The sequence below is a fragment of the Streptomyces sp. NPDC043738 genome (genome assembly GCF_056436545.1).
The window spans coordinates 58,439-73,856 of record NZ_JBWKCJ010000009.1 but is presented as its reverse complement, the minus strand read 5'-3'; the positions used below and the strand labels follow the sequence as shown (position 1 = coordinate 73,856).

Here is a 15,418-nt window from a genome sequence, read left to right as displayed (position 1 = left end):
GGCCGCCCGCCGAGGGCGGCGACGGGCCCGGCCCTCGCGGCTTCGGCATCGCGGCCCCGGCTCGGCTCAGAAGCCGGGGCCGCCCGCGCGGTCCTCGACCATGGCCAGCTGCCCCCACAGCAGGTCGGTCAGCTGCTCGACCAACTGCTCGCGGGAGCAGGGGCGTTCGCGCAGCCACCAGTCGCCGGCACCGTGCATCATCCCGACGATGCCGTGCCCCCACACCCGGGCCCTCAGCTCGCCGCCCGGCCCCAGGTCCAGCCGGTCGGTGATGACCTTGGCCAGCTCCTCGCCGAGCCGGCGCAGCAGCGGAGCGGAGTGCCGCCCCACGTCGAAACCGGACTCCGGGGAGTTCTCCTCGTCCGAGGGGTGCATCAGGAAGCGGTAGACCTGCGGGCGGGTCTCGATCGCGAGCAGATAGGCGTCGAGGGTGGCCTCGACCCGGTCCCGGCGCAGGACCGGCGCGTCCAGTGCGGTGCGCAGATTGTCCAGCAGGGCGTCGGTGTGCCGTACGGCCAGCGCGCGGTACAGCCCGCCCTTGTCGCCGAAGTGCCGGTAGAGGATCGGCTTGGTGATGCCGGCCTCGGCGGCGATGGCGTTCATCGACGCGTCCGGGCCGTCGCGCAGCACGATGCGCTCCGCGGCCTCCAGCAGCTCCCGCCGCCGGCGTTCGGTCGCCGAATGCCGTCCCTCGCCGTGCTCTGTGCTCTCCATGGTCGTGCTCCCCACCCGTTTGTGAATCTGCGGCGCTCGCGCAACGTAACACCCGTACTCCACCGTGAATCCGCCGCCGGGGGAGTTGACAGTGCCTACTGGCGAGTAACACACTCCGGGTTACCGCTAGTAACATCGTACTGCCTGCAGCGCTGGAGGGGACATGGCCGAGTTCACCATGGAGCTCAACGACGAGCAGAGGGAGGTCCGTGACTGGATTCACGGCTTCGCCGCCGACGTCATACGCCCCGCCGCCGCGGAATGGGACGAGCGCGAGGAGACCCCCTGGCCGGTCATCCAGGAGGCCGCCAAGATCGGAATCTACTCGCTGGACTTCTACGCGCAGCAGTACTTCGACCCGACCGGCCTCGGTATCCCCATGGCGATGGAGGAGCTGTTCTGGGGCGACGCGGGCATCGCCCTGTCCATCGTCGGCACCGGCCTCGCCGCGGTCGGCGTGCTCGCCAACGGCACCGAGGAGCAGATCGGCACCTGGGTGCCGCAGATGTACGGCGACGCCGACGACGTGAAGGTCGCCGCCTTCTGCTCCTCCGAGCCCGACGCCGGCTCGGACGTCGCCTCGATGCGTACCCGCGCGGTGTACGACGAGGCCAAGGACGAGTGGGTCATCAACGGCACCAAGACCTGGGCCACCAACGGCGGCATCGCCAACGTCCACGTCGTGGTCGCGTCCGTCGACCCCGAGCTCGGCTCCAAGGGCCACGCCTCCTTCATCGTCCCGCCCAACACCCCCGGCCTCTCCCAGGGCCAGAAGTTCCAGAAGCACGGCATCCGCGCCTCGCACACCGCCGAGGTAGTCCTGGTGGACGTCCGGATCCCCGGCAGCTGCCTGCTCGGCGGCAAGGAGAAGCTGGACGAGCGGCTGGCCCGCGCCCGCGAGCGCGCCAAGGCGGGCGGCGAGCGCGTGAAGAACGCCGCGATGGCCACCTTCGAGGCCTCCCGCCCGGCCGTCGGCGCGATGGCCGTCGGCACCGCCCGCGCCGCGTACGAGGAGGCCCTGGAGTACGCCAGGACCCGCGAGCAGTTCGGCCGCCCGATCATCGACAACCAGGGCGTCGCCTTCCAGCTCGCCGACATGCGCACCTCCATCGACGCGGCCCGACTGCTGGTCTGGCGCGCCTCCTGGATGGCCGTCAACGGAAAGCCGTTCACCGCCGCGGAGGGCTCGCAGTCCAAGCTCTTCGCCAGCGAGACCGCCAAGAAGGTCACCGCCCAGGCCATCCAGATCCTCGGCGGCAACGGCTTCACCCGCGAATACCCCGTCGAGCGCATGCACCGCGACGCCGCCATCTACACCATCTTCGAGGGCACCAGCGAAATCCAGCGCCTGGTCATCGCCCGCACGCTGTCGGGCATGCCGATTCGCTAGGGTCAACTCCCTGTAAGACGCGCGTAGTTCGCGGCGAACGAAGTAGGGCCCCGCTCTTCTCGGAGTGGGGCCCTTGGGTGTCTCCCAGGCGTCTCAAACAGCTTGTGGGGGATTTTTGGGAGATCGCTTGCGACGGGGAGATGTGAGCTCGGGGAACGGCCCGTACTCGCGACGATCCAGGACCGGGCGGAGGGAGTCCTCCCACAGGCCCTGCAACTGGTCGGCGATCCTCAGTTCCATGGGCAGCGTCACATGTGAGTGAACACCCTCTACGCCTTGCAGTACATGACCCATGCGAGCCTCGACGGCGACGCGGGGATGTCCGCCCTCGTCCAGCCGGACCATGTGGCTGTGCCGGAGTCCGTGCGGCACCATGCCCTCGACGCCCAAGACCGGTCGGATGTCGGCACGCGCCCTGGCTCCTCGCACGACTCCCCGCGGCACCCTGCTGTGCACGATGGGCCGCTCGGCGTACCAGTCGCCACCGGCGGCATCGAAGGCGTCCTCGCCGGTTGGGAAGCCAGCACCCGCGACCTGCTCGGATGGGACGGCGCCAACCTGCCGCAAATCCGCAAGATTCCGGCGCCCACCCGATTCCTCGGACGGGGACACGTCCACTCCTCGAAGTCGATAGCCTCCCGCCACGCACCACACCCCGGGGGGAAGATGGACGAGGGGAAGGCGGCTCTCTACGCCGCCATCATCGGATTCGCCGCAGCCATCATCGGTGCCGCAGTCGGCGGATGGGCCAGCTGGAGAGCCGCACGCCACAGTGCCGACGCGGCCGTCCACGCCGCCGTTGCACAGGTCAGCGGACAAGCAGCCAGCGAACACGTCCACTGGGTCCGACAAGAACGGAACCGGACCTACCGAGAGATCTTCAGTGCCCTGCAACTGTTGTTCCGGCAAGCCGCCGAGGCTGTGCATCAGGTCTCGATGCAGCAACTAAACCAGGCCCACATCAACGAGCTCGAACAGCAGACCATGAACGTCATCACACTCTCACTGGAGGCCGAACTGCTTGGTACAGCCCCCGTTATGCAGGCGGCCCAGGCCGCCTCTGACGCGGCACTAGAGCTGGGAGAACTCTGCAGGAACCTCAAGATGATCGCGGGTCAGTCCATGGCCCACACCCGACTGCAATCGCCCCTAACCCTCGACACGTTCGCAGCGAAAACCCAAGACGTGGCAGACGCTATAGACGCCCTGCGAATCGCCTGCCGTGAAGAGCTGCTCCACGGCATGCAAGCGTGAGTATGGCTCAGACGGCCACAGCTTCCTCCCGCAGAAACACCGCCGGGCACTGCCGGCAGATCATCGACCGCGTCCACCGCTCCCGCGCCTCCACCGACGCCGCCGCCCGCCGCCACAACCACGCCCCGATCCCGACACCCCCGGCCAGCAGCAGGAGGCCGGCCGCGATCTCGCCGCCCACCAGAGCCACCACACCCAGCACGACCGAGGCAACCGGCAACGTCCACTGCATCGTGCACTCGTGCGGCTGCGCGTACTTGTGTTTTGCCTCAGCATCCTGCGACAACGACCGCCAAAACTCCGGCAGATCCAACACCTGGTTGTGGTCCTTGCAGCGCGGACAGGCGAGCGCCATCAAACCCCCTCAGTCAGAAGGGCGACAGCCTGCCAGCGGAACGAGGTGTTCAGCAGAGGCGTGTAGGGGCGAACGTCGGTGTGAGCCGCGCACGGGCAAGGGAGAGCGAGTCCGCCCCAACACAACGCTGCGTGCCCCGATGCACCCCCGATGCACCCCCGATTCGACAGCGGCCGAAAGCTGCCGCGTCAACCAGATCGTCACAGGGGAGCATCAGCTCGGCACCAGTACCCAGGGGGGAATACGTGGCCTTCAAGACCGAACGCATCGTCGCCGCCATCAGTGAAATCCCGCGACAGATCCTCAATGAGCTCCCCGGCAAGCTTGAGAACGCAGTCTCAGGAATTCGTGTCACCGTCGAAACCACGCTCACCGCAGCGCAGAATGCCCGCGACTCCGCAGCCGCCGTCCACGGCCGTGTCGACGCCATCCACACCGAGCTCCAGGCCCTCCGCAGCGACGTCCAGCGGCAGCAGCCCAAGGCCGAACCCGGCCGGCAGCACGCGACTCCTCGCCGAGTTCGCCAGCCTCAGAGCCGTCGTCGAGAGCTGGCGAGCCGAGGTAGCGGCCACATGCGCCCCCGCTGCACCCACGGCGGAACCCGCGCCGGGCAGCACACAACAGCCAGCCCAGCAGACCGAGCCCGAGAATGCTGAATTCGAGCAACTCCTCGCCCTCGCCGCGGGCATCGCCTACGCCGAGGTCACCTGCCACCGAGACCACTGGGATTTCCTCGTCACCCAATCCAGCGGCGGCCGGCACTTCCGGCTCCCCGGCGCCGTCGATGAAAAGGACGACGGTCTCGTCACCGCCGATGCTTCCGGCCGCACCCTGATCGCCGTCCTCGACGCCCTCTGGAAAGCCCAGCAAGACCACACAGCCGACCCCGGAACCCGGCATCTCGCCGCCATCATCTACAAGCGCATCGGGCAAGCCCTCAACGCCGTAGCAAGTGAGACCACCTTCACCACCCACACCACACGACCCGACGTAACCCGAATCGTCATCGACGATCGGCCACCAGCCGGAACCCGCTGACACGACGAAGCCCCCGACACGGTCTTGGCTTCATCGCGTTGACGGGGTCCAGCAGGGCGCGCGAGGAGTGACATGCAGCGCACCACGTATGCCCTCCCGGAGATACGCCTCCAGGCCGCCAGCTACCGGCTGACGCAGCAGCGCGCACCCAAAGCCGCGCAAGCCATCGACGGTGCCCGCACACCCCCAGGCGGACCCGAGCCTGCTGCCCGGCCCGAGGGGCGCTCGCCGCAGCAGGCCAACCAGCTGGCGGCAATCCCCAGTCAGCCCTTCGGCCGACGCCAGGGTCGATCCTCGCCGCCCGGCTGCAACGTCACTTCCGGCGGCGGACTCAACCGGCGCCGCGTGGTCGTCCCCACCATCGTGGCGCCCGCCAGCACGGCCCACGCGGTCCACCCTTGCGCGACGCTGACCAGCAACACGATCAGCGCGGTCACAACCACTCCGGCCGCAGGCTCACTCCTCATACCTCACCCTCACATCGGTGGGCACAGCGTAGGGACGGAGGCGCCTGGTGCCCAGACGAACAGGTTGGCGAGTGTGCAGCATTGCGGACTGCCCGGAGTTCACCGACCAAGGCGGCTGCTGCGCAGGGCGCAGGCAGGAGGCCGAGCAGCAGCCCGGTGGATGGAACCGGTGAAAGATGATCCGCCACCTACTCCTACCTCGCGGCGCTGAACGAACGGCTCAGTCTGGAATGCGGATGCCGGCGATGAGTTGCTTGTGTGTCGAGTTCAGTGACTTCTCGTTCTGTGCATAGGCAACGGTCTCGGCAATGATGACGCGGGAGTCGTCGGCGATGTAGCGAAAGGCGCCGACGGGGGTATCAGGACCGCCCTCCTTGGTGGACAGGCGGAGGTCGAGAGTTGGGTGGTCGTCGAATTTGGTCTCTCGTGTGCCGGAGTTGATTGCCACGTTGCCAGAGTTCTTGCGGAAGGAATCAGCCCCTCCCTTGGCGATTTCGTGGAGTCCCTCCATCGTTGGGGTTTCTGGGAGATCGCAGACGCCGAAGACCACGTGCGTGTCGGCCGTGAGGGCCGAGTACATTCGGCAGTGCGGGTCACTGGATTCCGTGACCTTGACCTTTCCGGGAAGTCGGGCTGTGACGCCACTCGGGGGATCAGTAACCTCCGCCCAGTCCACGGCGGGGATGCCAATACCGGCGGCAACCGTGGGTGTTGCGGCGTGGTGTGGCATCGCGGCGGCAGTCAATGCGTCGTTCGGAATCAGTACACCTCCTGCAGCCAGGGCTGCCGAGGAGCCGTACATCAGCAGGCGCTGCGGCAAAGAGCGGCATTGCCGGCGGACCGATACCACAACTCCAGGCTTCACCCGAGCGGCCTCACTGGCAAGCCGAAGCGCCTGCGGCAACGGTGAGTCACCGCCCAATCGGCCAGGGATGGGGCAGGGCCCCTTCTGGGGATCACGGACAAACCGCCGGGGAGGTCGCTGCTAGGTGCGCCGGGTTCAGAGCTTCGCTGATCAGTAATAGTGGTCACTGTTGGTGACGGCAGTGGATCATGTGGGGAGGGCGTGGCGCGACGGCGCCCCGGCTGTGACGCAGCAGGGGCGGGGCGCTTCGTCGTGCGATGCCGTCAGTCTCAAGATGCCTCGACGCCCCGGGCGGGGACGAGGTCCTGCATCAGCGCTCGGCCGCGCGCGGGGTTGTCGTCCCACGGGTCCATGCGTGGCCGACCTGCAGGTACTTCAGGGACAACTGAGCGACTGTGGCGGCCGGTGAGGTAGGTCGGCGAAGTGGAGATCAGCGAGCGACGAGACCTTCTGCCACCGTCGGTGATCGGCAAGCTGCTGGACGTTGCTGATCAGCCAGACGGCTCCTTCCATCGGGACATTGGCGTGTTGGAACATTCGCCCACTGGATCTCAGCCTTCGCTAACGTCTGCAACCCCATGAGCGAAATTTGCCCGACCAGGCGGCGGACCGGGCTCAGACTTTGCCCCCAGCTGCGGAACGCTGCCTCGTCTCGGTAGGACGTCACCTCCGGTCGATTTCGCAGTGTGCGCGTCCAGCCGTGTTCGGGGGCAGACCCGCCGGGCCGCCCCTCCCGTCGGTAGGCGGCCATGTGCGGCCGGCGCAACCTCAAAGGATCTTGAGCCAGGTGCGGACAAGCTGGAGCCTGGCATGGGCCATAACGAGGGGAACGGCTCGCAGGACGCCAGCCATGTCGGGAAGTCCGGCTTCTTGCCGCCCTTGCGTCCCTCGACATGCCAGCGGCTCGGTACTACGGACGAACCCTGGATGGCTGACGCCCTCGTCTTTGGCCTCGCGCCACTGGGCTTGCTGACAGAAGCACAACGGTGCCGTGGGGCTGTGCCGATTGCTGGCCCTCCGGCGCCCCGCCCTCACCTCACCCCAGACGGCCTGGCACGCCGATTCGCTAGGTCTGACCAACTCGCTGCCAGTGGCGGGTAGTTCACTCACTGGTCGAAGGCTCCGGCCCGTGCAGGGGCAGGCCTTCGACGGGCGGCCCCGTCGATACCGTGGGCGGCTGCCGTGCGGACGGCGCGGGAGGGCTAGCTTTCTCGGTCCTCGACCTCCAACGCCTGTCTCGCCAGACCTACGAACGTGACGAAGGCCTGCCGGAAATCCCGGTACGCGGCGTCGTATTCGTGCCTGCGCTCGGGACCGTCGTCACCGATGAGCGCCTTGAGCAGCGGCTGCACGCGTCGTGCCATCTGCCGCACCTGCTCCGCCGCGGCGGAGACCTCAGCAGGACCATCGAGCCGGACCTCGTGGGTTGCCCGGTTCATGTTCCCGATGGTCGGGCCGATGCGCTCATACATCTGCCTCAGGATCCGGTCCTTGCTGTCACGGTCACGTGCCGCGTCGGCGTCGTCGATCTGCCAGGTGACCTCTGAGAAGGCGTGCGCGCAACTCATCATCTCCCGATAGGTGGACCTACGCCGGTCGCGCTGCTCACGAAGGGCCTCCGCCATTGTGGTCGTTCGGGCTTGGACCAGCGCCGCGCGTGAGGTCGCCCGCGCGGTGATGTAGCTGGCTCCGAGCGCGGTCAGTGCAGTGAGGATGCCGACCCACAGTCCGCTGTTCGCCATGATCGAGGAGTCTGCCAGCCGGGAGTGCCGTTGCGGCAGCCCAGAAGGGAATCAGCAGCGCCTGATGTGACGCCGGGACCAACCGGCGGCCGGCAGACGAGCGCTGTCAGCCGCCAGGTTGGCGACGGGACGATCCGCGCTTGCGGGGAGCAGGCGCTGTCCGGGGTCAGCCGATGGCCGGCAGTGCGTCGATCGCGGCTTGCCACGGGTAGGCGTCGAGGTCGCCGTTGCGGAACTGGTGCGGCACGAACCCTCCCTCGCCGTACAGCACGGTCACGCCGGCGACCCGTAGGAAGTCGACGTTGCGGGCGACGACGGGATGCGCGTCCTGGGCTTCGCCCCAGTGCGGCAGGGCGACGATCGGCAGGCCGAGCCCGATGCCCTCGGTGATCAGCCCGAGCGCGAGGGTGTCGCTGATGCCCGCAGCCCACTTGTTGAGGGTGTTGCAGGTCAGCGGGGCGACCAGCAGCGCGTCCGGCGGCGGCAGGACGTCGTCCTGGCTGGGGAGCTTGTACTGGTGCCGGACGGGGTGGCCGGTGAGCTGCTCCAGGGCCTCGATCTCGCCCTCGGCGTCCTCGATCGCCCACCGGTACGCGGACGGTGTGAGGATCAGGCAGACGTCCCAACCCGCCTTCTGGGCAGCGTGGACGGGGATCTCCAGACGGCGGGCGGGCGGTGCGGCGCAGGTGATCAGGTACAGGGTGTGGGTCTTGGTCATCGGTGCAGTCCACCGCGATCCGCCACGCCGCGCAACGGTGCCTCTTCGGGCGGGAGTTGCTCGACCTCACGATGCTTTCGAGGGGTCCTACCGAGGGGTCCTACCGAGGATGCGGGGTGGTGATGAAAAGGGTCGGCAGTCGGGGCGACGGCGGGTGGCCGCCGCCCCGGCTCAGCCCCGTCTCCGGGCCGCTTTATCGGGTTGTCGATTCAGCGCGTCGCTCGTGGCGTGAGCGTGCCAGGTGATGGGCCGCACGCAGCAGCTCACGGGTTGCCGCCTCCGTACGCTCGCCCGGGTTCACCACTGCCAGCCAGCCGACGGCGCCGTAGGCGGGGTGCGCGATCACGGCGTCGGTGGTGCTGGGGTCGACGTCGGTGGCGGCCGGTTCGCGTGGGGCGTGCCCGGTCCACCGGATGAACGCCTCCTTCCCGGCGGCGATGTTCACGCGGAAGGTGTCCGCCCGGTCCAGACGCGATGCCTCGTCGCCGGGGTAGTCCTTGGTCACGATCGTGGCGAACGGTTGGGCGGTCGCCGGGGCGACGCCATCGGGCGCGTAGTGGAAGAACGTGTCGCCCCAGCTGATTTCCGGTGAGCCGTCGCCGGGTGCCGGCCTGATGGTCAGGACGCCGTCGAGGCCGCCCACGAAGCTGATGATCTCGTCCATGGTGGTCATGTGCTCTAGCGTTGCATTGAAGTGCTCGTGGAGACTTCGGGGTCGAGAGCGAGGAGATTCACGTTGCCAGGTCTCAAATCGGGGGAGATGCGCACGGTCGATGTCGCGCGGTGTGCCGGGTACTCCGTTCAGCAGATTCGCAATCTCGAGCGCGACGGTGTGCTTCCGCCGGCGGCGCGCACGGCCACGGGCTACCGGATCTATGGGGAGGCACATCTGCAGTCCGCGCTGGCCTACCGCGCCCTCGCGGCGGGCGCGGGTCCGACGGAGGCCAAGAAGATCGTTCGGGCCGTCCACCAGCTCCCCACCGCACAGGCGCTTGCCCTTCTCGACGCGGCGCACGCCCGGCTCGACACGGAGCGCACGGAACTGAGTCAGGCCAGGGAGGCCGCCCGAGCCATCGCCGGCGAGCCGATCGAGGACGTCAGCGCCTCGGACTCGATGGGCGTTTCCGAACTCGCCACCGCTCTGGGCGTGCGCCCTTCGACGTTGCGGCACTGGGATGCGGAGGAACTCGTCGTCCCGGACCGCGACCCCGCGCGGGGAACGCGCCGATACACCCCGACTCAGGTGCGCAATGCGCGGATCGTTCACCAACTGCGCAAGGCCGGCTACCGCATCGCACCCCTTCGGGCCCTCATGCCGGAGCTGGCGCACGCCCGCCGCTTGGACGATGTCGCCTCCGCGCTGGCTGCCAGGGACGCCGGCATCACGGCTCGCTCCAGAGCCCTGCTCGACGGTGCCGCCGCACTCGGCGCCCTGCTCTCCCTGCACGGCGCGCGACCTGATCCCGCTTGCCCCGCTCGTCGCTTCGCACGCCGCGCTACGTGACTGATCCCGCTTGTTTCCGCGCTACGCGACCTCGGCGAGGATCCGTTCCACTGCGGGGGAGCGGGGCCGGAAGACGTCGAGGAGGCCGATGGTGCGCAGGACGGGGGCGAGCTCTCGCATCTTCGTGACAACGGCTGCGTGCTCGGGAGTTCCCTCGGTGAGGTCGTCCAGTCGTAGGGCGTTGGCGACGAATGCGGCCACCGAACCCTTGCGGACGGTCAGCCCGTTGATGGCGGTCGAGTCGATCCCCTCGGGCAGCACGTCTTCGGGGCGTACGACGGGTTGGTGCTGGTGCTGGTGCTGGTGCTGGTGCGGGTGCGGGTGCGGGTGCGAAGACGAATGTGACATGACCGGACCCTTTGCGTGTTGAATGAACGTGCTTTCTGCACGCATTAGACGGTAACAGGACTCCGTGCTTTTTGCACGTATCATCGAGGCGTGAGTGAAACGACGCATGACAGCGCGCCCGCCGCCCGCGTGGCAGCAGCCATCGGGGCACTGACCCTGCGAGCCACCCGCGCCGGGCTCTACGGCCGGTTGACCTCGGGGGTGGAGGGCGTGGACGCCACGACCTACCCGGTGTTGTCCGGGCTCGCTCGCGTGGGCCCCGTCACCGCCACCAAGCTCGCCGAGGCCATCGGGATGGACCGCACCGTCACCACCCGCTATGCGACCAGGCTGCAGGAGGCCGGGCTGATCGCCCGTCGCCCCGACCCCGCCGACGCCCGTGCCACCAGGCTGGTCCTCACCGAGGAGGGCGAGCGGGCGGTCACGACGTTGCGCGGGGCGATGGAATCCTTCCTGGCCGAGGAGATGGCGACGTGGCCGCCGGGTGAGGCCGCCGCCTTCGCCATGCGCCTGGAGCGTCTGACGGAGTCGCTCGCTCGGGGTGGGGCGGACCGTTCGCGCTGATGCGGGTCCGCGGGCTTCCCGGGGGTTCGTCCGTGCGCTCGTCCGTCGGGGCGACGGTGAGCAGGAATCGCGCCGTCGACCCGCTCAGGCCGCCGGGCACGGCCTCTTCGTCCAAGAAGCCGTCCAGGAGCCATCCAGGAGTCGTCCAGGAGCCGTCCAAGGAGCCGTCCAGGAGTCGTCCAGGACTCTCGCGTCGCCCATGGTCGGCTGGCCTTCGTGCCCGGTGGCGGAGCTGTCGTCAGGCCGTCCGGGCCTGACGGCGGTATCCGCCGGGGGCCAGGCCGTACTCGCGTTTGAACGCTTTCGCGAAGGCGAACTCGGAGCTGTATCCGGCTTGCGCGGCGACAGCGATCAGTGGGTTGTCGGACTCGCGCAGCAGCCGGGCCGCGGTCGTCATGCGCCAACGGGTCAGATAGGCCATGGGCGGCTCGCCGACCAGCGCTGCGAAGCGGCGCGCGAAGGCCGCCCGCGAGAGCCCGGCCCGATCGGCCAGCGACTCGACGGTCCACGCAGCCGAGGGATCCCCATGGATGGCCGCCAGCGCCGGGGCGACCGCCGAGTCGCCGAGTGCCGCGGCCCAGCCCTGCGCGGCGGCCGGGGGCTGGTCCTCCAGCCAGGCGCGCAGGATGTAGAGCAGCAGCGAGTCGATCAGCGCGGGGACGATGCCTGCCGATCCGATCCGTGGGTTCTCCAGCTCCATCCCGAGCAGTTGGACGGCGGCGCTCAGCTCGGGGTGGCGGCCGTGCCCTGTCCTCAGATGGATCACCTCGGGCAGCTGCCGCACCAACGGGTGCGGCCGCCTCTGGTCCAAGTGGTAGTTGCCGCACAGCAGGCTGGTCAGCGCGCCGTCGCCGCCCAGCTTCACCGTACCGACGGGCGATCCCGGGTGGAACTGCTCGGGCCTCTCCACCTGGGCCGGTGTGGACGGATGGTCGGCGAGGATGTGGCCACGGCCGTCGCGCAGGAAGACCACATCGCCCGGACTCAGGGCGATCGGCTCCACGTGGGGTGGGGCATTGTCCAGGGGGACCAGCCAGCACGTTCCGTACAGCACCACGTGGAAGCCCGCCCCCGCGACGCACGGCAGCCGAAGCCCCCAGGGGGCACGGCCGTCGGTGCGGACGGACGTGGGAAGCCCGGTCCGCATCGAACTCAGCGCCTCGGTCAGGATGTCCACGCCCTCACCCTACGGTGAGCACGACCTTGCCCTGCACCCGCCCGGATCCGACGAGTTCGTGAGCCTTGCCCGCCTCCTCGAGCGGGAATGTCTCCTGTACATGGGGCCGGATCCGTCCCGCATCGATCAGCGCGGCGATCGCCTCCAGCGACGCGTAGTCGGGCTCGACCGACACGCCCGCGAAGTGCCGCCCCGCCGCTTCGACTTCGGCTGCCAACTCCTGGTTCCAGTGCTCCATGATGCTCACCAGAGTGCCGCCCGGGCGCAGTACGCTCAGCGAACGCGAACCCTGGGCGTTCGAGTCGAAGACGACATCGAGATCACGCACCGCATCAGCGAAGTCGGTGACCCGGTAGTCGATCACCTCGTCCGCCCCAAGGCTCCGCACGAACTCGTGCCGCGCCTCACTCGCCAACGCGATCACGTGCGCGCCCCGCGCCTTCGCGATCTGCACCGCGAAGTGCCCGACTCCACCGGCGGCGCGGTGGATCAGCACCCGGTCGCCGGCCTTCACTCGCGCCGCGTCCACCAGCCCCTGCCAAGCCGTCAGCGCGGCCAGCGGCACAGCGGCGGCCTGCACATGGTCGAGCGAGGCGGGCTTGCGGGCGACCTGTCGCGAGGGCGCGGCGACGTACTCGGCATACCCGGTCGCGGCACGCGGGAAGAACGGCATCCCGAACACCTCGTCCCCCACCTTGAACCGGGCTCCCGGACCGACCTCCTCCACGACGCCGGAGATGTCCCAGCCCACACCGAAACTCGGCTCGCCCAGCAGCGGATAGGCTCCCGACCTGACGGCAACGTCCACGGGGTTCACGCCACTGGCCCGAACGCGGATGAGCACCTCTCCGCCGAGGGGCTCGGGACGGTCGATGTCGACGGTCTCCAGGACCTCGGGGCCACCGAAGGAATTCTGGACAACAGCACGCATGGGAACTCTCCCTTGTCGTTCGGGTTGATGCCCTAAACGTTAGGGAGATCGAATGAGCTGCGTAATGGCCTACCGTCTCGGAAACATGTCCCATCGTCTTCCGCCTGGATACCCTCAGTCTTCCTCACCCCGCCACCGGCACGCGCGGCGACCACCGCGGGGCCGCGGTCGTAGGGACGGACATTGCCCGTCTCATGGGGACGTCGCCGTGGACCTTGCCGGATGACTTGCGGGTGCGGATCGAGCCACGCTGTTGCCGAAGAAGGAGCGACGGTTCCGGTTCCGGTATCCCGGCCGGCTTGGGGGGCGCTGGCGGCGCTGTTCGGGGACAGATAGATCCTCCATCCGAACGACGTACCGGCCGTCGCTTAACCCTCGGCATCGGCATCGGCATCGGCATTGACATCGGCGCCGGACGCCGCACGGGGCGGGGCTGTCGAAGGCAGCCCTTGGCAGCCCCGCCCCGACGATGACCGCGCGGGGGCCAGGAGCGCCCCGTGGAACTCGGCGGTCCCACACAGGCCCTGACAACCCGACAGCCCCTGACAACCCGACAGATAGGGTCGTCGTATCCGTTGATGAGGAGCACGATGACCCACGAGCAGGCCCGCGCCCGCATAGCCGAGATCCGCGCAGCCGGCGGTCAGGTATCCACCGTCGAACTCGACGAGCTCTGGATGGCACTGCCAACCGTACGGCCCGAGGACATCCTCGGAGACTGGAAGGGCAGCGCGTTCGCCACGGGGCATCCGGTGGAGACCATGCTCACCACAGCGAACTGGCACGGCAAGAAGTTCGAGTCCATCACCGAGGTGCACCCCCTCATCTGCCGCGATGACCAGGGACAGCTCTTTTCCAACACCGAGCTGGGCAACGGTGGTGGGGCCAGCTTGTGGATGGTCGAGTTCCGCGGTCAGTCCACAGCAACCATGGTCTACGACGCCCGCCCGATCCTCGATCACTTCAAGCAGATCGATGCCCAGACGCTCCTGGGCGTCATGAACGGCAAGGGCGTCCTGGACGACCGGGGAAACCACTTCTACTTCGTCCTCGAACGCGACTGACCCTCGCCGCGCCCCTTCTCATACGGTCGGCCGGCCTCCTGGCGGCCCCGTCCTTCGAACCGGCCGCGTGCTGCGGCCAAGAGCTCAGGGGGAACCTGTGCGCATCCAGGCGGCTTTCGTCGAATCCGTCGGCGGCCCTTTCACCATCCATGATCTTGATATCGAAGAGCCACGGCCCGACGAGGTCCTCGTCAAGATCACGGCATCGGGCATCTGTCACACCGACCTCAGTACCCGGCACGTCTGGCCGCAGTCTCGTCTGCCCATGGTCTTCGGCCATGAGGGTGCCGGCGTCGTCGAGGCCGTCGGTTCGGCCGTGACCGCTGTCGCCCCTGGCGACACCGTGTGCCTGACGTTCCGCAGCTGCGGCACATGCGGCAACTGCACGTCCGCTAAGCCGGCGTACTGCGAGACGGGCATCAACGCCCTCAACGCGAGCGGCGCCCGACCTGACGGCAGCACTCCCCTCTCTCGCGACAGTCAGCCGGTCTTCGGCAACTTCTTCGGCCAGAGCTCCTTCAGCACGTACGCCATCGCCTACGAGAGCAACTGCGTCAAGATCCCTGGCGACCTCGACCCCGTCATTGCCGCCCCACTCGGCTGCGGAGTACAGACGGGCGCCGGCACGGTCCTCAACACCTTGCGACCGGCTGCGGATTCGTCGCTCGTCGTGTTCGGCGCCGGCGGCGTCGGGATGAGCGCGGTCATGGCCGCGGTGAGCGAGGGCGTCTCGGTGGTCGCCGTTGATCCGGTCGCCTCCCGTCGCGCGGTAGCGCGAGACCTCGGCGCCGTCGCAGCCCTCGACCCGACGGAGGTTGGCGATGTGGCGGCAGCAGTGCGGGACATCACCTCCGGTGGACCACACCACGCCATCGACACCACCGGCCAGCCGAACGTGATCTCCCAGGCCATCGCGGCCCTGCGGCACCGCGGCACGCTGGCACTGGTCGGAATCGGCAAAACGGCCGAACTCGACATCATGACGGTGATAGGGAAGGGGATCCAACTGCGCGGCGTGATCGAGGGGGACGCGGTCCCCCAGGAGTTCATCCCCCGCCTGATCGCACTGCATCGGCAAGGGCGGCTGCCCGTGGAGAAGCTGATCACGCGATACCCCTTCCGCGACGTCGAGGAGGCCGCCCGGGCCGCAGCCTCCGGTGAGGTCATCAAGCCAGTGCTCACCTTCGACTGACCGATCGCAGGCACGGGCGGGGGGGGGGGGGGGGGGGGGGGGGGGGCGTCCCGCTGGTGCGCGGAGGAGAAGACGAGGAGGGAGCGATCCCCTTC

The 15,418-nt window shown here is 68.6% G+C and carries 17 protein-coding genes; 7 read left to right on the top strand and 10 right to left on the bottom strand.

Annotated features, from left to right (window positions below):
- Positions 1 to 66 precede the first annotated feature (66 nt).
- Positions 67 to 714, bottom strand: coding sequence for a TetR/AcrR family transcriptional regulator (locus AC0680_RS14760; RefSeq protein WP_478628240.1), 648 nt, complete (start codon positions 712 to 714; stop codon positions 67 to 69).
- 163 nt (positions 715 to 877) lie between these two features.
- Between AC0680_RS14760 and AC0680_RS14755 the strand changes: the two genes are divergently transcribed.
- A complete protein-coding gene (locus AC0680_RS14755; protein WP_478628237.1) occupies positions 878 to 2,104 on the top strand; it encodes an acyl-CoA dehydrogenase family protein in 1,227 nt (408 codons plus the stop codon).
- A gap of 276 nt (positions 2,105 to 2,380) precedes the next feature.
- Positions 2,381 to 3,358 carry a hypothetical protein gene (locus tag AC0680_RS14750; RefSeq protein ID WP_478628236.1) on the top strand — a complete coding sequence of 326 codons (978 nt, stop codon included), beginning with the start codon at positions 2,381 to 2,383 and terminating at the stop codon, positions 3,356 to 3,358.
- A 7-nt stretch (positions 3,359 to 3,365) separates the two neighbouring features.
- On the opposite strand, the gene AC0680_RS14745 is transcribed toward AC0680_RS14750, so the two are convergent.
- Complete coding sequence (locus tag AC0680_RS14745; RefSeq protein ID WP_478628234.1) at positions 3,366 to 3,713, bottom strand: hypothetical protein; 348 nt, start codon at positions 3,711 to 3,713, stop codon at positions 3,366 to 3,368.
- Positions 3,714 to 4,130: 417 nt separating this feature from the next.
- Between AC0680_RS14745 and AC0680_RS14740 the strand changes: the two genes are divergently transcribed.
- Positions 4,131 to 4,751 carry a hypothetical protein gene (locus AC0680_RS14740; protein ID WP_478628232.1) on the top strand — a complete coding sequence of 207 codons (621 nt, stop codon included), beginning with the start codon at positions 4,131 to 4,133 and terminating at the stop codon, positions 4,749 to 4,751.
- A 263-nt stretch (positions 4,752 to 5,014) separates the two neighbouring features.
- Here the strand turns inward: AC0680_RS14740 and AC0680_RS14735 are convergent, their stop codons facing one another.
- The 5 genes from AC0680_RS14735 to AC0680_RS14715 form a co-directional block, all read right to left on the bottom strand.
- Positions 5,015 to 5,188 carry a hypothetical protein gene (locus AC0680_RS14735; protein WP_478628231.1) on the bottom strand — a complete coding sequence of 58 codons (174 nt, stop codon included), beginning with the start codon at positions 5,186 to 5,188 and terminating at the stop codon, positions 5,015 to 5,017.
- 250 nt (positions 5,189 to 5,438) lie between these two features.
- Entirely contained in the window at positions 5,439 to 6,038 is a 600-nt protein-coding gene (locus AC0680_RS14730; RefSeq protein ID WP_478628228.1) for a hypothetical protein, read from the bottom strand.
- Positions 6,039 to 7,285: 1,247 nt separating this feature from the next.
- Complete coding sequence (locus AC0680_RS14725) at positions 7,286 to 7,825, bottom strand: hypothetical protein (protein ID WP_478628227.1); 540 nt, start codon at positions 7,823 to 7,825, stop codon at positions 7,286 to 7,288.
- Between the two features lie 166 nt (positions 7,826 to 7,991).
- Positions 7,992 to 8,543 carry a flavoprotein gene (locus AC0680_RS14720; protein ID WP_478628225.1) on the bottom strand — a complete coding sequence of 184 codons (552 nt, stop codon included), beginning with the start codon at positions 8,541 to 8,543 and terminating at the stop codon, positions 7,992 to 7,994.
- Between the two features lie 193 nt (positions 8,544 to 8,736).
- The gene (locus AC0680_RS14715; protein WP_478628223.1) at positions 8,737 to 9,207 is read right to left on the bottom strand and encodes a DUF6194 family protein; all 471 of its coding nucleotides are present in this window, start codon (positions 9,205 to 9,207) and stop codon (positions 8,737 to 8,739) included.
- Between the two features lie 96 nt (positions 9,208 to 9,303).
- Here AC0680_RS14715 and AC0680_RS14710 point away from each other — a divergent pair, with 96 nt between their 5' ends.
- Complete coding sequence (locus tag AC0680_RS14710; protein ID WP_478628221.1) at positions 9,304 to 10,047, top strand: MerR family transcriptional regulator; 744 nt, start codon at positions 9,304 to 9,306, stop codon at positions 10,045 to 10,047.
- Between the two features lie 21 nt (positions 10,048 to 10,068).
- Here the strand turns inward: AC0680_RS14710 and AC0680_RS14705 are convergent, their stop codons facing one another.
- Positions 10,069 to 10,395, bottom strand: a complete 327-nt coding sequence (locus AC0680_RS14705) for a hypothetical protein (RefSeq protein WP_478628219.1) — start codon at positions 10,393 to 10,395, stop codon at positions 10,069 to 10,071.
- A gap of 90 nt (positions 10,396 to 10,485) precedes the next feature.
- On the opposite strand from AC0680_RS14705, the gene AC0680_RS14700 reads away from it, so the two are divergent.
- Positions 10,486 to 10,959, top strand: coding sequence for a MarR family winged helix-turn-helix transcriptional regulator (locus AC0680_RS14700; RefSeq protein ID WP_478628217.1), 474 nt, complete (start codon positions 10,486 to 10,488; stop codon positions 10,957 to 10,959).
- A 238-nt stretch (positions 10,960 to 11,197) separates the two neighbouring features.
- On the opposite strand, the gene AC0680_RS14695 is transcribed toward AC0680_RS14700, so the two are convergent.
- Entirely contained in the window at positions 11,198 to 12,136 is a 939-nt protein-coding gene (locus tag AC0680_RS14695) for an AraC family transcriptional regulator (RefSeq protein ID WP_478628215.1), read from the bottom strand.
- 4 nt (positions 12,137 to 12,140) lie between these two features.
- Positions 12,141 to 13,067, bottom strand: coding sequence for an NADP-dependent oxidoreductase (locus AC0680_RS14690; protein ID WP_478628212.1), 927 nt, complete (start codon positions 13,065 to 13,067; stop codon positions 12,141 to 12,143).
- Between the two features lie 590 nt (positions 13,068 to 13,657).
- Here AC0680_RS14690 and AC0680_RS14685 point away from each other — a divergent pair.
- Both AC0680_RS14685 and AC0680_RS14680 read left to right on the top strand, forming a co-directional pair.
- A complete protein-coding gene (locus AC0680_RS14685) occupies positions 13,658 to 14,131 on the top strand; it encodes a DUF4334 domain-containing protein (RefSeq protein ID WP_478628211.1) in 474 nt (157 codons plus the stop codon).
- A 97-nt stretch (positions 14,132 to 14,228) separates the two neighbouring features.
- The gene (locus AC0680_RS14680) at positions 14,229 to 15,323 is read left to right on the top strand and encodes an NAD(P)-dependent alcohol dehydrogenase (RefSeq protein ID WP_478628209.1); all 1,095 of its coding nucleotides are present in this window, start codon (positions 14,229 to 14,231) and stop codon (positions 15,321 to 15,323) included.
- The last annotated feature ends 95 nt before the right edge of the window (positions 15,324 to 15,418 follow it).